This window comes from Arthrobacter sp. D1-17 (genome assembly GCF_054130535.1).
This window is the reverse complement of sequence record NZ_CP096382.1, coordinates 1468638-1486002: the sequence shown is the minus strand read 5'-3', so window position 1 is coordinate 1486002 and position 17365 is coordinate 1468638. Positions and strand designations below refer to the sequence as shown.

16 protein-coding genes are annotated in these 17365 nt (G+C 62.1%); 2 read left to right on the top strand and 14 right to left on the bottom strand.

Going from position 1 to position 17365, the window contains the following annotated elements:
* Positions 1–4: 4 nt before the first annotated feature.
* From M1E01_RS06915 to M1E01_RS06885, 7 genes are read right to left on the bottom strand one after another with little or no spacing between them, the layout of a single operon-like run.
* Entirely contained in the window at positions 5–1159 is a 1155-nt protein-coding gene (locus tag M1E01_RS06915) for an aminotransferase class I/II-fold pyridoxal phosphate-dependent enzyme (protein ID WP_457974326.1), read from the bottom strand.
* Between the two features lie 20 nt (positions 1160–1179).
* The gene (locus M1E01_RS06910) at positions 1180–2196 is read right to left on the bottom strand and encodes an SDR family NAD(P)-dependent oxidoreductase (RefSeq protein ID WP_457974325.1); all 1017 of its coding nucleotides are present in this window, start codon (positions 2194–2196) and stop codon (positions 1180–1182) included.
* Positions 2193–3251, bottom strand: a complete 1059-nt coding sequence (locus tag M1E01_RS06905; protein WP_457974324.1) for a sugar phosphate nucleotidyltransferase — start codon at positions 3249–3251, stop codon at positions 2193–2195. Before M1E01_RS06905 ends, M1E01_RS06910 begins: the two co-directional genes overlap by 4 nt.
* 5 nt (positions 3252–3256) lie before the next feature.
* Positions 3257–4411, bottom strand: a complete 1155-nt coding sequence (gene neuC / locus M1E01_RS06900) for a UDP-N-acetylglucosamine 2-epimerase (RefSeq protein WP_457974323.1) — start codon at positions 4409–4411, stop codon at positions 3257–3259.
* Position 4412: 1 nt separating this feature from the next.
* Positions 4413–5465, bottom strand: coding sequence for an N-acetylneuraminate synthase family protein (locus M1E01_RS06895; RefSeq protein ID WP_457974322.1), 1053 nt, complete (start codon positions 5463–5465; stop codon positions 4413–4415).
* Positions 5462–6163: a transferase gene (locus M1E01_RS06890; RefSeq protein ID WP_457974321.1), complete on the bottom strand. Its 702-nt coding sequence runs from the start codon at positions 6161–6163 to the stop codon at positions 5462–5464. Before M1E01_RS06890 ends, M1E01_RS06895 begins: the two co-directional genes overlap by 4 nt.
* A gap of 2 nt (positions 6164–6165) precedes the next feature.
* Positions 6166–7110 (bottom strand): hypothetical protein, encoded by a 945-nt coding sequence (locus tag M1E01_RS06885; protein ID WP_457974320.1) that lies wholly within the window; start codon positions 7108–7110, stop codon positions 6166–6168.
* Between the two features lie 309 nt (positions 7111–7419).
* Here M1E01_RS06885 and M1E01_RS06880 point away from each other — a divergent pair, with 309 nt between their 5' ends.
* Positions 7420–8193, top strand: a complete 774-nt coding sequence (locus M1E01_RS06880; protein ID WP_457974319.1) for an acylneuraminate cytidylyltransferase family protein — start codon at positions 7420–7422, stop codon at positions 8191–8193.
* An 86-nt stretch (positions 8194–8279) separates the two neighbouring features.
* On the opposite strand, the gene M1E01_RS06875 is transcribed toward M1E01_RS06880, so the two are convergent.
* The 3 genes from M1E01_RS06875 to M1E01_RS06865 are packed head-to-tail and all read right to left on the bottom strand — an operon-like array spanning position 8280 to position 10146.
* Complete coding sequence (locus M1E01_RS06875) at positions 8280–9104, bottom strand: glycosyltransferase (protein ID WP_457974318.1); 825 nt, start codon at positions 9102–9104, stop codon at positions 8280–8282.
* A gap of 1 nt (position 9105) precedes the next feature.
* Positions 9106–9459 carry a DUF2304 family protein gene (locus M1E01_RS06870; protein ID WP_457974317.1) on the bottom strand — a complete coding sequence of 118 codons (354 nt, stop codon included), beginning with the start codon at positions 9457–9459 and terminating at the stop codon, positions 9106–9108.
* Between the two features lie 3 nt (positions 9460–9462).
* Positions 9463–10146 carry a glycosyltransferase family 2 protein gene (locus M1E01_RS06865; protein ID WP_457974316.1) on the bottom strand — a complete coding sequence of 228 codons (684 nt, stop codon included), beginning with the start codon at positions 10144–10146 and terminating at the stop codon, positions 9463–9465.
* Between the two features lie 95 nt (positions 10147–10241).
* Here M1E01_RS06865 and M1E01_RS06860 point away from each other — a divergent pair, with 95 nt between their 5' ends.
* Positions 10242–12305, top strand: coding sequence for a DUF6541 family protein (locus M1E01_RS06860; RefSeq protein ID WP_457974315.1), 2064 nt, complete (start codon positions 10242–10244; stop codon positions 12303–12305).
* Between the two features lie 84 nt (positions 12306–12389).
* On the opposite strand, the gene M1E01_RS06855 is transcribed toward M1E01_RS06860, so the two are convergent.
* The 4 genes from M1E01_RS06855 to glf are packed head-to-tail and all read right to left on the bottom strand — an operon-like array spanning position 12390 to position 17178.
* Complete coding sequence (locus tag M1E01_RS06855) at positions 12390–13115, bottom strand: ABC transporter ATP-binding protein (protein ID WP_457974314.1); 726 nt, start codon at positions 13113–13115, stop codon at positions 12390–12392.
* Position 13116: 1 nt separating this feature from the next.
* Positions 13117–13992 (bottom strand): ABC transporter permease, encoded by an 876-nt coding sequence (locus M1E01_RS06850; RefSeq protein ID WP_457974313.1) that lies wholly within the window; start codon positions 13990–13992, stop codon positions 13117–13119.
* A complete protein-coding gene (locus tag M1E01_RS06845; protein ID WP_457974312.1) occupies positions 13982–15994 on the bottom strand; it encodes a glycosyltransferase in 2013 nt (670 codons plus the stop codon). The genes M1E01_RS06850 and M1E01_RS06845 overlap by 11 nt, the downstream gene beginning before the upstream one ends.
* Complete coding sequence (glf, locus tag M1E01_RS06840) at positions 15991–17178, bottom strand: UDP-galactopyranose mutase (protein ID WP_457974311.1); 1188 nt, start codon at positions 17176–17178, stop codon at positions 15991–15993. The genes M1E01_RS06845 and glf overlap by 4 nt, the downstream gene beginning before the upstream one ends.
* Between the last annotated feature and the right edge of the window lie 187 nt (positions 17179–17365).

The window sequence follows — 17365 nt, the reverse complement described above, 5'->3', positions numbered from 1 at the left end:
GGCGCTACTCACCGCTGAGTTTGAGCCACTCGTGGACCCGTTCGATCACGCGGGACTGGTCGTCTTCCGTGAGATCGGTGGAGCACGGCAGCGAAAGACCCCGGGCGAAGAGGTCCTCGCCGGTGGCACCGTCGAGGGTCAGTTCGTGGCTCAGCGGCGGCTGCATATGCAGCGGACGCCACAGGGAGCGTGATTCGATGTTCACTTCCGCCAGGAAGTCCTGCAGTTCGTCCCTGGCCCCGGCGCCCCGCGATGCAGGAACGAGCACCGAGTACAGCCAGTAGGTCGATTCCTGCCCGGCAAGGCGGGGCGGGGTCTCGATCTCGGTGCCTTCAAAGGCATCCGCGTAGCGTGCGGCGATTTCACGTTTCTTCGCGACAAACCCGTCCAACCGTTCCAGCTGAGCCACTCCGAGAGCCGCAGCGATATTGGTCAGCCTGTAGTTGAAGCCGATTTCGTCATGCAGGTAGCCGCGGTCCGGAAGTCTTGCCTGCGTGGACAGGTGCTTCGCCTTCGCTGCCAGTTCGGGATCGTCGGTGGTGAACATGCCGCCACCGCCGGTTGTCATGATCTTGTTTCCGTTGAACGAGAAGGCACCCATGTGCCCGACAGTACCGACGTGCCGGCCTTCCAGCGGCCCCTCGGTCCACATGGCGCCGAGAGCCTCGGCGGCATCCTCGATCAGGATGATGCCGTATTCATCGGCAAGTTTCCGCGCTGCATGGGCGTCCGCGGGCTGACCCAGGATGTGTACGATCTCGATGGCCTTGGGCAGCTTCTCCCCCACCGCCGCCCTGCGCTCGATCTCCCGGCGCAGGCTTTCAACGTCCATGCACCAGGACTCGGCCAGCGAGTCCACCAGCAGCAGTTCGGCGAACTGGTAGGACGCCGCATTGGAACTTGCCATGAAGGTAAAGTCCGACACGGCAACCATGTCCCCCGGCTGAACGTCGGCCAGGCGCATCGCAATGTGCAGCGCCGCGGTTCCAGACGCGCATGCGACGGCGTGCTTGGCGCCGACATAATCAGCAAACTTCTGTTCGAATTCGGAGACGAACTGTCCCACGGAAGAGACAAACCCGCTCGCGACGGCTTCGTTCACGAGTTCGGCTTCACGCTCACCGATGTTGGGTACAGCTAGCGGGATACGGCTCGCCACAATTGACCTTTCTGGCAAAACTATCGGGAATATCGCGCGGCAGCGGAAAGGTCCACGCCGCGGGCCTTGATCCATTCGGCGGATTCGCGCAGACCCTCTTCGAGGCTGACCTGCGGCGCCCAGCCCAGTTCGGCCAGCGCCTGCGACGGGTCCGAAAGAAGGTGCATGACTTCGCTGGCTTCCGGGCGGACACGCTCGTCCTGGGTGATGATTTCCGCCGTCGAGCCCGTGACCTTGCGTGCCATGTCAACAAGTTCCCCGATGGAGACGTCGTAGCCGGTGCCGAGCTGGATGACCTGCCCCGCCAACGGGATGTCCGCACTGGCTGCCTTCACGAATCCCTCAGCTGTGTCTGTGACATAAGTGAAGTCACGGCGGGGGGTCAGCGAGCCGAGGTGGATCTTGTCGGCGCCGGCCACCATCTGCTGCAGCACTGTGGGGATGACCGCACGCGCAGACTGTCGGGGACCGTAGGTGTTGAACGGGCGCAGCACCACAACGGGAGTCTCGAAGGAGCTCGCCCATGCCTCGCACAGCTTGTCGGCGGCGATTTTCGTCGCGCTGTACGGGGACTGGCCCCGGAGCTCGTTTTCAATCGTGATCGGCACGGTCTTGGGGGTGCCGTAGACCTCGGACGTAGAGGTGTTTACCAGCCTCGGCACGTTGTGGCGGCGCACGCCCTCGAGGACATTCAGGGTTCCGACGACGTTCGTTTCCACATACGAGCGGGGCGCCTCGTAGGAGTAGGGAATCGCGATGAGGGCCGCGAGGTGGAGGACAACGTCGGACCCGGCAACCAGGTCAGAAACGTACTCGGCGTCACGGATGTCGCCGAGGCGCAGGTCCACCGAGTCACGCTCTTCGGGACGAAGGTCATCCAGCCATCCATACGAACCGTTGGAGTTGTAAACACAAAGGGCACGGACGTTGGCTCCCTGGGCGATCAGCCGCTGGGTGACATGGCTTCCGATGAAGCCGTCCGCACCCGTAACAACCACGGTCTTGCCCGTAAGGTTCTGCTGATTCAAGGTGATCACTGGCCTTTCGCTGTTGCTAGGTCTTTGGGGGTTCCGACGTCGATCCAGTCGGATTCGATCGGCCATGCGGCCACTGTCTTGGACTGCTCAATGCAGGCCTGGACGAGGTCCGGCATGGAAAAAGGTTCAAGGTATGGCACCAGCGGGAGCGCCTCCGGCGACACGGCGTAAATCCCCGTGCTGATTTCGAATTCAATGCTCGGTTTCTCGACCACAGCGGAGATGGAGCGGTTCTCGCCAATGTCAAGGACGCCAAAGGGCACCTGGTGGACATAGGGCCGGGCAGCAACTGTCACGCTGGCGTTCTTCGAAGCGTGGAAAGCGAGCAGCTCCGCAGCCGAGTAGCGCACCATGAGGTCCGCGTTGGTGACCAGCACCGGCTCGGTGATGTCGGGCCGTTCGTGGTAGAGCAGCCCCAGGGCACCGGCGGTGTTGAGGGGCTTGGCCGGGTCCTCGTGCAGATACTTGATCGTGCAGCCCAGCCGGGAGCCGTCGCCGAGGTGGTCCATGATTTTTTCCGCCAGGTACGCCACGGAGACATAGATGTTCGTGACGCCGGATTCCACCAGCCCCAGGATGATCCACTCGATGATGGTCCGGTCCGCGACGGTCATCAGCGGCTTCGGGGTGTCCTTGGTCAGCGCGCCAAGGCGCGTGCCCTTGCCACCGGCCATGATGACGGCGATATTACTCAGGGACGTCCGCCCCACAATGTCGTTCAGCGTGTGCAGTCCAACGAGCTTGCCGGAGTCGTCAACGACCGGAACTTCGCTGATACGCAGGCTGCGCATCAGGTCCAGCACCGAGGCGCGCGTTGCATCCGGCCCAACGACATGCGGTGCCCGGTTGGCGTACTCGTGAACGAGTCCGTCGAGTTCGGCCCCCTTCAGCAGGCCGCGGCGGATGTCGCCGTCGGTCAGCACTCCCTGGAGCTTGCCCGCCTCGTCGGTGACGAGTGCGATCGCGGACGCACCGCGGTCGATAGTCTCCAGCGCCTGCCTAACGGTGGCGTCCTGCCCGATGCAGACGTTGCCGAGGGGCCCGTCAATACTCATACGTGTCATTCTCCAGAGCCGATGTCAATGAAGGCCTTGGTCAGCGGCGTCCGTCCGCTGCCAACCACCACGCGTTCGATCCGTTCTGACGAATGCGAGTCCCCGTACGGATTGACCACCTGACGGGACAATTCCTGGAACTCCGCGCTCAAAGCCTTTTCAATACTAGCGTGGATCCCCGGGCGCTCGTCGCGGCAGTGAATGACGTTGGCGCCGCATTCGCGGCCCTTTTGCCGATTCCCGACGTTGACGACCGGCACCGAAAAGGTCGCAGCCTCAAGAATGCCTGAGGAGGAATTGCCCACCAGGGCATCGATGGTGGCCATGACGCGGGGATAGAGCGGCCCCAGGCTCTCGCGGACAATCGCGGTGCCGGCGGCGGAAATGTCCTCCAGTTCGGCGACGATTTCGTTGCGTCCGGCGTCAAAGCCCGGATATGTCAGGATCACCGTGCCCGCCGCGGCGATGGCTTCGTCGAAGACCTGCCGCGCCAAGGAACCGGCGTTCCCGGACATTTCGGCCGTGGGTGGGTGGTACGTGACCATCAGCAGCGGTCGGACCAGGGGCCGGCCAAACTCTGCGCGGAACTCTTCCTCGGTCAGGGGATCCGGCTTCCTGAAGCGGTCGAGCCCCGGGGCGCCTGTCTGGTGAATCCGATCTGGCGATTCGCCAAGCTGGGCCACGCGACGCGCGGCCCCCGCCGTGCTCACGCAGTGCTGGTCCGCCAGTTTAGTCACCGCGTGGCGGACGCGCTCATCGAGCGCCCCTTCCGTGACTTCCCCGCCATGGAGATGGACCAGCCTCACGCCGGAGATGACAACTGCCGGCACCACGTACAGGAGTTCCCACCGGTCGCCAAGAACAACGACGGCGTCCGGCCGGTTCTGCTGCAGCAGTTCAGCAATGCTCGCGGACAGTTCCGGACCCAGCGCGAGCTGGCCCAGCGCGGACGCGTCGTCCAGGTGGAGCCCCAGGTCATGGTGCACGAAGGCACCATCCTGCAGGCCTGCTTCCCGGAGCCGGCCCGCTGCTGTCCCGGCCGGGAACCCCACGGCCGTTGCCACGTGCAACTCCACGTCGGGATTTTCGGCCAGCTGAACAAGGACCGGGGCGAGTGGGAAGAGATCCGCCCGCGTCCCTACGAACCCCAGCACCCGCATGTCAGGCCAGATCCTCTGCGGTCATCGGCATTCCAGCCTTGACGTCACGGCCTGCGGAGCGGCCCACGACCTGGGCAGAAGGACGGAGCCCCCCCTCCGGACGGAGGATGGCGACATCCGCCTCTGTGATCACAGCGCCGGCCGCGATGTCCCGTACGGCGTGGAACGAGCGCCGCACCAGTCCGGCGTTGGCTTCCTCGCTGGGCATTCTGCGCTTGTTGCCGTCGCCAAGCGCCCGGTAGATGTCACGGACGGAGCGCACATAGTCCTCGAACTCGGCCCGCTCGAGTGAGGCGGAGTGATCTGGACCGTTGCGCGTCTTGTCAGTGGTGATGTGCTTTTCCAGCAGCGTCGAGCCCAGAGCCGTCGCAGCGATGGCCGTAAGTGAGCCCGGCGTGTGGTCCGACCAGCCGACCTCGACGCCGAATTCCTTCCGCATCGCGGGAATGGCGAGCAGGTTGGCCTCGTCCAAGGGCGCGGGGTAGGCAGAGACGCAGTGCAGCAGGACGGTCGCGGGCGCCTTCGCTGTCGCCTCGAGCGCCGCGGCGATCTCCTCCCTGGTCCCCATTCCCGTGGAGACGATCATCGGAATGCCAAATTCCGCAATGGCGGCGAGATAGGGAGTATTCGTCAGCTCTCCTGAACCGATCTTCAGCCCCGGAACGCCGATGTCCGCAAGCATCCGCGCGCTGTCGTAGTCGAAGGGTGTGGAGAGGAACGTGATTCCCCGCTCGGAGCAGTGGTCCCGCAGCTCAACCCAGGCAGTCTCTGGCAGCGTCAGGCGCCTCAGCATCTCGGACTGGGACTCCGCGAACCCGGCCTTCTTTTGGTAGGGCGTGGTATCTGCAGCTTCCGTGACAAGGGATTCAGGCTTGAACGTCTGGAACTTCACCGCGTTGGCACCCGTGTCGGCAGCCATGTCGATCAGTTCATGGGCAACTGCCACGTCACCGTCGTGGTTTACGCCGGCCTCGGCAATGATGAAGACTTCCTCGTCGGGGCCGATGCGGTGCGCACCGAACGTCACATGCTGGGCTTTGGATTCGATGGTCACAGGGTTGCGCCTTTCTTGGATGTCAGTTCCCGGGCCGGAACACCGATGTATGTTGCTCCCCCGGCGAGATCACGCGTCACGACGGCGCCCGCACCGATGACAGACAGTCCTCCCACAGTGCAGCCGGGAAGGACACGGGCGCCTGATCCAACAAATACTCTATTGCCCACGAACGAGGCCCCCAAAAGGACTGAACCGGGGGCCAGGTGCGTCCCGGATCCCACGCCGGCCTCGTGTTCGACAATTGCCCCGGTGTTGACAATGACGGCGGAGCCGATATCCGCCAACGGGCCCACGTGGGCGTGCTCACAGACCTGCGAAAGAGCCCCGAGGCGGGCGGTCGGATCAACGGTGGCACTTGCCGCGATCAGCGGAACGGTGAGATGAACCAGCTCCGAAGAAGCGATGACCGATTCCGCGACACGGTTCCGTACGCCGTTGTCCCCTATGCCGACAGCGATCGACAGGGACTTTTCGGCGGCGAACCTCAGCGCCTCGTCGTCGTCGAAAAACAGGGTCGGGGTGCGGCCGTCGGGCGCCGCGAACGGGCTGAGGCTCCGCTCCGGTGCTGCGGAGTCGCTGGCCGCTCCAGCCAGCCCGGCGTCAGAAACGGCGGCCACATAGTCTCCGCGGCCGTTCACGATCGAGGCAAGGCTGCGTGCGTGCCCGGAGGCCCCGAGGATCAGCCAGGCGCCCACGCCTAGAGCCGGCCCGACTCTTTGAGCCTGACGGCCTCGACGGCTACCGCCGGCGTGAGCTTCGGCAGCGGGGACGGCAGGTGCTTGAGCGGATGCCGGAGGAAATGGATCGGGGACAGGCTCGCTTCGCCGCTGTGGGCACCTTCGGGGCGTTTCCGCAACCCGAGGACAGCTTGGGCCTTTTCCAGGGGGCCGCTGGCCCAGTAATCCCAGAACGCGCCGAAGGAGGGGCTGTTCCAGCCGAGCAGGCTTTTCAGTTCCTCCGGCGACTTCATGTCCTGCACACCGAGTTCCAGGTCCGCTATGCGTTTGAGCTCAGCGTTGTCCGGTGATGGCTCATAAAATTCGGGCCACAGCTCACGCATCCGAAGGCCCGGATCGGTTTCTGCGTTCTGGCCGAGCTGGAAGTCCGGCCCGTAGATCTCCACGTCAGCGCCGGCCACCGAGGCATAGAGCAATGCTGTAGACATGCGGTTTGACACGACCTTCCGTGCAGACCCCACCATTCCCAAAATTCTTCCTAAGAACCGCGGATCACGCCTCTCTCCGGCGCTGATGATCTCGTGCCCGGCGTCAGTCCAGGCGCGGTAAATCTCTGGATGTTCGAGATCTTCAATGTGTAGACAGACAGCGGACGGCCCCTCCCTGCGGAGTACTTCCCGGGCGAATCCGCCATGGTCACCGCTCACTTTTACTAGCGCGGTGCCATGGACCGGAAGAACGATGGTGCCTGCAGTGCGTTCCGGCAGGGCATCCGCCGCACGGGCGGCGTTGAGGAGGTAGAGGAAAGGCGCCCCCACGGCAGTCACCATGCTCGACCCGTCAGGAAAGCGGTTTTCTGGAGCATCCACGTCAAACCCGCGGGAAGCTGAAGTCCATATCAGTCTCTTCCGGTTGGCGCCGCGGTCATTAAAGTCGGCAAACTGCGCCAGTACCGGGGATTTCACGGTCCATCCGTGTTGCAGCAGTCCAGGAATATGGCGGATTTTTGACAATCCGCAATGGTTGGCCAAGACCGAAGAATGACCGTAGTAGTGATTTTGGATGTCCATACGGAGTCGCGGCACCTCAGAGAAGAGTCGGGCAGATGATGTTCACATATTACGTGCAGCTCGAGCGTGGCAGGCGGTGGAGCACCATCAAGCCGTCAGCGCCACTCTTGACCGCCATCCCCGAAATCCGTTAGCCGGTAGGATGAAAAACGATCTAGACAGTACAGCAGGCTGTCCCATAGAACGACCTAGGTTAGAGACACCATGAATCCAGATTCCGTACGCCCTCGTGTTCTAGCGGTCGTTCCCGCACGCGGTGGCTCCAAAGGCCTACCCGGTAAGAATATCCGCCCCCTCATGGGTAAGCCCTTGCTGGCCCATGCCGTTGCGTTGGCCGAACAACTGGGCGACAACGTCAGGTGCATCGTTTCTACTGACGATGAACATATTGCCGAAGTCGCCCGCGAAGCGGGTGCCGACGTTCCTTTTATCCGGCCTGCCGAACTGGCTTCGGATCTTGCCTCGTCCAGTGCCGTGCTCCGTCATGCATTGAACATGGCAGAGAGCATCTACTCTGAGGTCTTTGACATGGTCCTGCTCCTTGAGCCGACCAGCCCGACCCGAACGCAGGACAAGGTTCAGGAGGCCATAGATCAATTGTCCAGCAACCCTGAACTGGACGGCGTCATCGCGGTTTCGGAGCCATTCTTTAACCCTCTGTGGGTAGGCGTCCGGCCCAGCACTGAAGGACCAGCTCTGGAGCGTTACTTCAAGGAAGGCGCTGGGATAGTCCGCCGACAGGACCTTCCCCCGTACCTGCGAATCAACGGCAATTTTTACGTGTGGCGTTCCGACTTTATCCGCAAACTGCAGCACAGCTGGTTCGATGAGGGCGTACATGGGTACGTTCAGATCCCTGAACTGCATGCCTTCAGCATCGACGACGAACACGAGTTTCATTTGGTGGAAGCGGTCGTCGCCGCCGGCCTGGCACCCTTGCCCGGGGCTGCGGCAGATACTGGGGATAGCCCAGCCTAGATGCCCCACATTGGCGGCTCTCGACGCAGGTGCTCAACGCCGCTCAGATTTTTCAGTTGAGCGGCGAACCTGGTCCGCCAGCCGGGCTAGCGCGAAGCAACAGTCCGGATGCGGCGGATCAGGCCCGGCGGCAGGTAGTACATCATGTACAGCGCCGCACGGAACGCTGTGTTGCGGACCAGCTGGCTGCCCGCAGACTTCCCCAGCAACCGGGCGAGGTTCTTACGCCCGGCATAAACCGTCTTGACGTAGGACGCACGGGGATGAACACCCCGGCTGGTTTGGTTGGGGTGGATGCGGTACTCGACGACGTCGGCGTCGAGTACCGCCAGGCGTCCCCGCAGGGCGAGCCGGAGCCAGAGGTCATAATCTTCCATCTGCCTCATCGGGTTATATCCGCCTACCGCCCGATAGTCAGCGGCACGGAACATGATCGCCGACTGGACGAGCACGTTCTGCTCCAGCAGTTTTCCACGGACGTCAGCGCCCGATGCGTGTCCGAAGGCTCCGATTCGAGCGCCTTCCTCATCAATCCACGGCGCCTGGCCGGTGACCGCCACTGTCTCAGGATGCTCACGCAGATACGCCACCTGTCGGGCAAAACGGCCGGGCAGTGCGACGTCGTCGGAGTCCAGCCGGGCAATGAACTCGCCCCGCGCGTGCTTGCATGCCTCGCGCAGGGCATGCCCCACGCCTTGGGAATTTGTACCGCGTACCAGCCGCACACGAGAGTCGGCGGCCCATTCCTTGCCCGGGGGCAGCTCCACCCCGTCCAGGTAGAGGATGAGTTCGAAGCTGGCGCCCTCCTGGTCCAAAACCGACGTAACAGCCAGGTCCAGCCATCTGTGCATGCTGTTGGTCGGAATGATCAGCGAGACATCCACGGTGTGTTCTGCCGGTCCTGCGGCCATCCTATTTGCCGCCCGTTTCCCAGACTCTCGGAGTCTCGTCGATGGCGATCCGCCGCGACAGCTTGGTCAGCGAAATCTCGGTCTGGCGGAACCGCTGGTACGTGGTGGCCATGAAGATCAGCAACCACACCACCACGCCGTACAGCACAAGGTCGGTGCCACGGCCGATCCCGAACCAGCCCGCAACCGTGGTCAGCAGCTGCGGAAAGAAAATGGACAGGGCTGCTACGAAAGTGAAGACCATCAGCATGAGCCGGCGAATCGCCAGATGCCTTGCGTTGGACCCGCCCCGCATGAGGATCATCGCCACGAGGACGACGGCGAGGACCAGGATGACCTGGATGACAATTAGCATTTATTACCTCAAAAACAGTTCCGCGAGAATGTTGACCGAGTTCAGCAGGGACTGGCCCTTGGCCTTCGAATAATCCGTGTAGATGATCTCCACGGGGTGTTCCACATAGCGCGGCTTCAACGTGGCCAGCCGGTTCACCAGTTCCGACGCATGGGCCATGCGGTTCTGCGTCAGGTTGATGTTACGGGCAACGTACGGATTGAAAGCCCGCAGCCCGTTGTGGGCGTCGGTCAGGTCCAGGCCGGTGGACAGTTTGGATTGCAGCGCGGCCGTTTTGAGCACGATTCGCTTCATGGGCGACAGCTTCGTCCGGTTATCCAGGAACCGGGAGCCGAGTACGATGTCGGCCTCATCATTAAGGACGCGGCTCGCCATCTCGAACGCGTCAGAGACTTTGTGCTGCCCGTCGGCATCGAAAGTCACAATGCACCCGAGCTCCGGATCCTGCAGCGCGTACTCGATGCCGGTCTGGAGCGCGGCCCCCTGGCCAAGGTTGATGGGGTGCTGCACCACCACGGCACCGGCCTCCCGGGCGATCTGCGCCGAATTGTCCGAGCTCCCATCATCAACGCACACTACGTACGGAAAAACTGGCAGGAGACCTCGGATTACATCGGCGACAACGGTGCCTTCGTTGTACATAGGAATGACAATCCACGTTCGATTCACTGGAATAGTCTCCCACATTGAACGCAGGGGCCGGGGACGGCACTGATCGCGAGGGCTGCTTACAGTAGTGTTGACCACTGGCCTTATTTCCCTGAAACCGTCGAGGAGCCACCATGCCCTGGGTGACGTTCGTGCCCATACTACTGCTTGCCGCGGTGATTTTCCTGGGACCTGGACTATTGGTCATGCGTGCGGCAGGGGTAAGGGGACTTCCACTGTTCGCGGTCTCCGGCCCGACGACGGTCACTGTCGCCGGCGCCGTTGCCGTTGCAGCTCCGTACGCCGGCATCCGTTACGGGATCATCCCCGTCGCTGCTTGTGCATTGATCCTCACTGTTGCGGCTCTCGTGCTGCGCTACGTCCTGGCCATGCGCGGCCTTGTATTCGGAGCCCAGCCCCGTAAGTCGTTCAGCAAGAGCGCGGAGAACAATGCCGCCACGGAGCCGGCTCTTACGCCAGCACAGGAGTGGGTTAGGCGCGGTGCAATCATTGCCGCCTTCGCCATTCCCGCGGTCATCATCACGGTGCGGTTTGCGGGGATCATCGGCGCACCAGGCAACATCTCCCAAACCTACGACAACATATTTCACCTTAATGCGGTCGGCTATATCTTGATCACCGGATCGGGCTCGTCCCTGACGCTGGGAAACCTGACCGAAGCCTCTGCGGCGTTTTACCCCGCTGCATGGCATGACCTGATCGCACTCGTCGCCTCAACTGCGTCAGTCTCAGTCCCGGAAGCCATCAGCGCTGGCAATATCGTCATTGCCGCGATCATGTGGCCACTCGGAATGATGTACCTGATCAGCCGGATCTCCAGTGGACACGTCCTGCCCATGCTGCTGACGGGGGCTCTGGCCGCGGGCTTCAGCTCCTTTCCGTACCTCATGATTGACTTCGGGGTTCTGTACCCCAACCTGTTGGCGATCGCCATCATGCCCGTTGCACTGGCACTGACCATTGACCTTCTGGGCCTCAACCCAACCAAGCGGCGGATCGTGCCAGTGCTCTGCCAAGGGGCTCTCATCCTGCCCGGCTTGGCCCTGGCCCATCCGAGTTTCGTCGTGGCCCTGTTTGGACTGGCCCTCCCGCTGCTGCTGACGAAGCTCGTCCGCCTCGTCGTCGGCTTCAGGCGTAGTGAGGCCACTGGCCGGCAGCTGGTCGGCTTTGCCGTCCTGACAGCCGTATTCATTCCGTTGGTCTTCATCGTGTGGGACATGGCCAGCCAGAGCCTCACGTCTTCACGGTGGAAGCCCTATCAGACCGTTTCCCAGGCCATCGGTGAGGTTCTCGGCGCCGGCCCCCAGGGAAGGCATGTTTCCCTGGTGATGTTCGTGATGCTCGTCGCCGGACTTGTCGCCTCCATCGCCCGGCGAAAGCTCGTATGGGCGCTCGGCATGGCCTTTGTTGCTGCCGGGCTTTTCATCGTGGCGTCCGCGCTTCCTCCGAGCGAGACCAGGCACTTCCTGACCGGAGTCTGGTACAACGACTCACACCGCCTCGCCGCGATGCTGCCCGTCGTCCTGCTGCCCCTGGCCGTGCTGGGTGGCGAAAGCATTCTCCGCGGAACTGCCGCGGCGGCCACGAGGCACCGGGTAGGTGAGACGGCCAGCAGGATACTGCGCCTTCCCCGCGCCGCCGCCCTTGACAAGATCGCGCCCGCTGCCGTTCTGCTCGTGGGAGTTTTCGCCATCGCCGTCGGTGCGCAGTTCGGTACCGTTGGAAAAGAACAGGTCCTGGCCTCAGCCAACTACAGCACAGGCCCGCATGCCCCATTGGTCTCCACTGACGAGCGGGCACTCCTGGACCGCCTGCCCAGCCACGTTCCGGCCGAAGCCAGCGTCTACGGCGACCCTTGGACCGGGGCGTCCCTTACCCAGGGACTGTCGCTGCGCCGCTCTGTCTCTCCGCACATCGTTGGTCGCCGCACACCGGAAGAACTTGTCATCATGAGCAAGATCGACGAGGCAGGGGTCGATCCTGTGGTCTGCCCGGCGGTGAAGTCACTGGACGTGCAGTACGCTCTCATCTTCGACGACAAGGAGGTCCACGGCGGAGCCCATCCCAACACCGCCATGGACAAGGCGGACACCGCACCCGGACTGAAGCTCGTTGATCAGGAAGGACCGGCCAGACTTTATCAGGTGACCGGTTGCGGCCCGTTGAGCAACCAGTAGGCCGTCCTTGCCTCAGGCGCAGCTGGCATCCTCACGGGTCGTGGGATGCCAGCGCTCAAGTGAGGGGTGGGAGGATGCCCGCCCTTATGCGCGCAGAGTGGCCACCGCTTGTTCGATCGGACCGTCAAACGTAACGTTGCCGCGGTCGAGCAGGATCCCCCGGTCACAAATCCGGGACACGAGATCCAAATCATGGCTCACCACGACCAAGGTTTTCCCTTCCGCGGCGAGCTCCTGGATCTTCGCGATGCACTTTTTCTGGAAGGGCTCATCGCCGACCGCCAGGATTTCGTCCACCAGGAACACCTCGGGATCCGTATGGACGGCCACTGAAAATGCGAGCCGCAGGTACATACCCGACGAGTAGAACTTCACTTCGGTGTCAATGAACTTGCCGATTTCGGCAAATTCGACAATGGAGTCGAAGCGCTCCTTAATCTGTTCCTCGGTCATGCCAAGGATGGCCCCGTTGAGGTAGACGTTGTCCCGGCCTGACAGGTCATGGTGGAACCCCGCACCGACCTCAATCAAACCCGCAACCCGGCCGCGCGTCCGCACGGTCCCGTTGTCCGGCACCATGACACCTGAGATGTGTTTCAGCAGCGTCGACTTGCCGGAACCATTGAAACCCAGGAGGGCCACGGCCTCCCCCTGGCCGATTTCCAGTGAGACGTCATGCAGCGCATGGAACTTCTCCGAAAGATCACCTTTGCGCCCCTTGGCCAGCCAGACGATGGCTTCCTTGATGGACCTGGTGTGGCGCAGGACGAACTGCTTGTTGATGTTCTTGACTTCGATGGCGGTGGCCACGTTATAGCTCCTGTGCAAAACGGCCCTCAAGCCGGCGGAATGTCAGCTGCCCGACCAACAGGATGCCAGCCGACACAAGCAGCGCCACTGGCAGCCAGACAGACAGCAGGTTCGGGGGCAGCGGCGCGCTGCCGTCCGTCGTCGGAAGCCAAAACGCGTAGTGGAATGATTCCACGCCTACCGTAATGGGATTGAACTGGTAGACCGTGAACCAGAAGTCCCCCAGCTTGTCCGCAACCATCGTCCAGGCGTACATCACAGGCGAAGCCCAGGTTGCCACCATAAGGAGCATGTCGACAAAGTTTTCCGAGTCGCGGAAGTAGACGTTGACTGCACCAAACAGCAGGCCGAGGCCTGTTGCGAGCAGGCCGACAATCGCGAAGCCGCCCACTGCGGCGGCCAGTTGCAGGAATGAGGGATGCCATCCTGCGTAGAGGCATGCGCCGACGAGGATGACGAGCTGCGGAAAGAAATGCACGGCAGAGACCCATACCGAGGCGACCGGGAACAGCTCCCGCGGGAGATAGATCTTCTTGATGAGCCCACCGTTGTTCACGATAGAGCGGGAAGCGTTCCCCAGTGCCTCGTTAAAAAAGTTGATCAGCACGATTCCGGAGAACAGGTATATCGCATAGTTGGGAAGGCCGCCCGGGTTCCTGGGACTGTTCTCGAGTCCCAGGAACACGCCGAGGGCAATGTAAAACACGATGAACTGCACACCGGGCTTCACATAGGACCAGAGCAGCCCAAGCACCGAACCCCGGTACCTGACCTTCAGTTCTTTGCGGACCAGAAGCTTCAGCAAAAACCTCGTGCGAAAAACCTCAGCGAGCCCGCCGCCGACACCGGGCCGGGCCAACTCCGTGCTAACGCTCATCTACGCGTTCACTATGTGCGTCAAAGGTCTTCTTCCACGTGTCGATCGACGTGATCTCAGGCAGCGCAGCCTTGTACTCAGCACTGAGCTTTTTCCAATCCTTCAGCAGCAGTGAGTGCAGGCGCGCACTCTCGGCGAGCATGGAGCGGAGCTGCTTCGGGTCACGCTTGTACCATGCGGAGCCAGTGCCTTCCGCGTTCGTGACGACTGCGGAATCGTACTGGGACATGCGCCACCAGCGGTTGTCCTGGTGAGCCACATTTGCCTGGGGACGGACCCTGCTCGACGGCGAAACGGGCTGTACCAGCTGGCGCAGTACGGTCTTCATAGCGATGGGGATCAAGCCCAGTTTGTTCGGCTCGCGGACGCCGTGCCCGTGTTTCGGAGGCTTGTCCAGCTTCGCGGCCGGGAAGGTATCCGGATCAGTCGCGATCACCGAGTCCGGGTAGTGTTTCATCATGTCCCGGATTTCAGGCAACTTTTTAGCCAATTGCCCGTGAAGCTGCCCGGGTCCCCGCAGGAGGTCCCGCAGCGCCATGTTGCGCCCTCGTGCGGTGGCGTACTGCATGGATACCAAGTGCTTGATGTCTGCGTAGTGCGACTCGCGTACGATCCGGCCTCCGAACTCGTAGGGGCTGTGGATCAGCGCAGCAATGAACCTGTTGCGGGCGTGGAAGTATGCCTGCCACCCCACGAGATCGTCCTTGTCGATCCAGGAAACATGCCAGACCGCCGCGCCAGGCATGGAAACGGTCGGATAGCCATGTTCCTTGGCCCGGAGAGAGTATTCAGCGTCGTCCCATTTGATGAACACCGGAAGCGCAAGGCCGATTTCACGGATAATCCGCGTGGGTATCAGCGACATCCACCAGCCGTTGAAATCCACATCGGCCCGGCGGTGGAGCCAGCTGGTCTGACGCAGGTTCGTGGACTGGAAGTCGTGGCCCAGCAGCATGTCCTCACGGGACTGTTCCCAGAGAAAGCGCCAGGGGTTCACAACCTCACCGAAGGTATGCAGCACCGTGCGGTTGTACAGGTCAAACATGTGTCCGCCAACGATGGTCGGGGTCTTGCACAGGTCAGCGAAGGTAAGCATCCTTGAGATGCTCTCGGGCTCTACGACGACGTCGTCGTCCATTAGCAGCACATAGTCGCTGCCGTTCTCAACTGCCTCGTACATGCCGCGTGCAAATCCGCCGGAACCGCCCAGATTGTCCTGGTTGATGATCCTCAGCTTGCCGTCCAGCGCCGCAGCCACTTCGGCGAAGCCGTCGGCATCGGACACTTTATGAGTCCCCTGGTCGACAACCACGAGCTCCTTGATGTGCTTTAGGGCATCCGGGTTCTCGGACAGCAGCTTGAGGTTGTTGATGCAGAATTCGGTCTTGTTGAGGGTGGTGATCTGCAGCGTCACGCTGCCCTGCTGGCTGCCGCCGTCTTCCGTCAGCCACTCAGCCTTCCGGAGCACGAGGGGCTCGGACCCGGCCACGAGGTCGAACCAGTACCAGCCGCCATCGCCAAACGGGGCGAGGGTCAGGTCAAAGGTGCTGACCGCGCCGCCGTCGACGTTCCGGGAATCAACGCGCTGAAGCGCACCGCGGGCATTCGACTTGTAGACGATAACAGAGCCGGAACCCGCAGTGGAAACCGACAGCCGGACACTCTTGACGGTCGTCCACCGGCGCCAGTAGCTGGCGGCGAACGCGTTGAAGTAGCTGCCGAACGAGACACGCTCTCCAGGACGGACCGACGTCGAATGACGCGTCAGGAAGTCCTCCACGTGCGCTTCCTTACTCGGAGCGCTGACGGTCTGGGCCGTCGTCCTGCTGTTGGCCTCAACGTTCGACGTCGGCAACTGAACACCTGTTGCCGTTCCGGTGTCAAGGTACAGGGGCACGGTGTCCATCTGGCTTTGGCTCGGTAGAATGACCCGCTGCAGGACCCGCCAGGCTTGGCCTTCCTGGCTCACCTGGGAGGCCTCCGTCTTGGTAGCTGTGCTCATGCGTCCACGCCTCCGCTTTCAAGTTTTGCTCCGCTTTCAAAGTGCGGACGGATCTTGTTGTCGAACATCGTCAGGGCCGATCCGATGGCCATGTGCATGTCCAGGTACTTGTAGGTGCCGAGGCGTCCGCCGAACAGGACATCCTTCTCAGCCGCTGCCAGGTCCCGGTACTTCAGCAGCCGCTCCCGGTCCGCCGGGGTGTTGATGGGGTAATAGGGCTCATCGCCCTTCTCTGCTGCCCGGGAGAACTCCCGCATGATGACGGTCTTTTCACTCTGATAGTCCCGCTCCGGGTGGAAATGGCGCGGCTCGATGATGCGGGTGAAGGCGACGTCCTCGTCGTTGTAGTTGACCACAGAGGTCCCCTGGAAGTCGCCGACCTCAAGGACTTCCTCCTCGAAGTCGATGGTCCGCCAGGACAAGTCTCCTTCTGCGAAGTCGAAATACCGGTCCACGGGCCCTGTGTAGATGACCGGAATGTTTCCGACAACCTTGTCCTTGCTGTACTCGTGGGAGTCGTCGAAAAAGTCGGTGTTCAGCCGGACCTCGATGTTCGGATGCTCCGCCATTTTCTCGATCCATGCGGTGTACCCGTTGGTCGGAAGGCCTTCATACTTGTCGTTGAAGTACCGGTTGTCGTAGTTGTAGCGGACCGGCAGCCGGGAAATGATGCCGGCCGGCAGATCCTTGGGGTCTGTCTGCCACTGCTTCCCGGTGTAGTGCTTGATAAACGCCTCGTAGAGCGGCCGCCCGATGAGCTGGATGCCCTTGTCGTTCAGGTTCTGGGGATCCGTCCCCGCGAGTTCGCCGGCCTGTTCCTGGATAAGGGCCTTTGCCTCCCCGGGGCTCAGGTTAGCGCGGAAGAACTGGTTGATCGTGGCTAGGTTGATGGGCAGCGAATAGACCTCGCCCTTATGGACGCCGTAAACCTTGTGGACGTAGTTCGTGAAGGTTGTGAAGCGGTTCACATATTCCCAGACCCGCTCGTTGGAGGTGTGGAAGAGGTGCGCACCGTAGCGGTGGACCTCGATTCCGGTCTGATCTTCTTTTTCGCTGTAGGCGTTTCCGCCGATGTGGTGGCGGCGGTCGAGGACGACGACCTTCAAGCCCAGCTCAGTGGCGGCCTGTTCTGCGATTGTCAGGCCAAAAAAGCCTGATCCTACGATGACGAGGTCAGCAGTCACTAAATCTCCTGGTTCGAATTCGGGCAGGCCAATGTTGTGCATTGCCTGCTGCACTAGCCTACCTGAGTCTGGTCAACCGGCCGTTGCGGGCGGTCTCCGGGCCGCTTTTCCACATAGGACCATCCAGTCGGAGCCCGCTGGAGTCGCTGGAATTAGCCTTGTGCCTGAGCAGTCCGCACGAATGGAG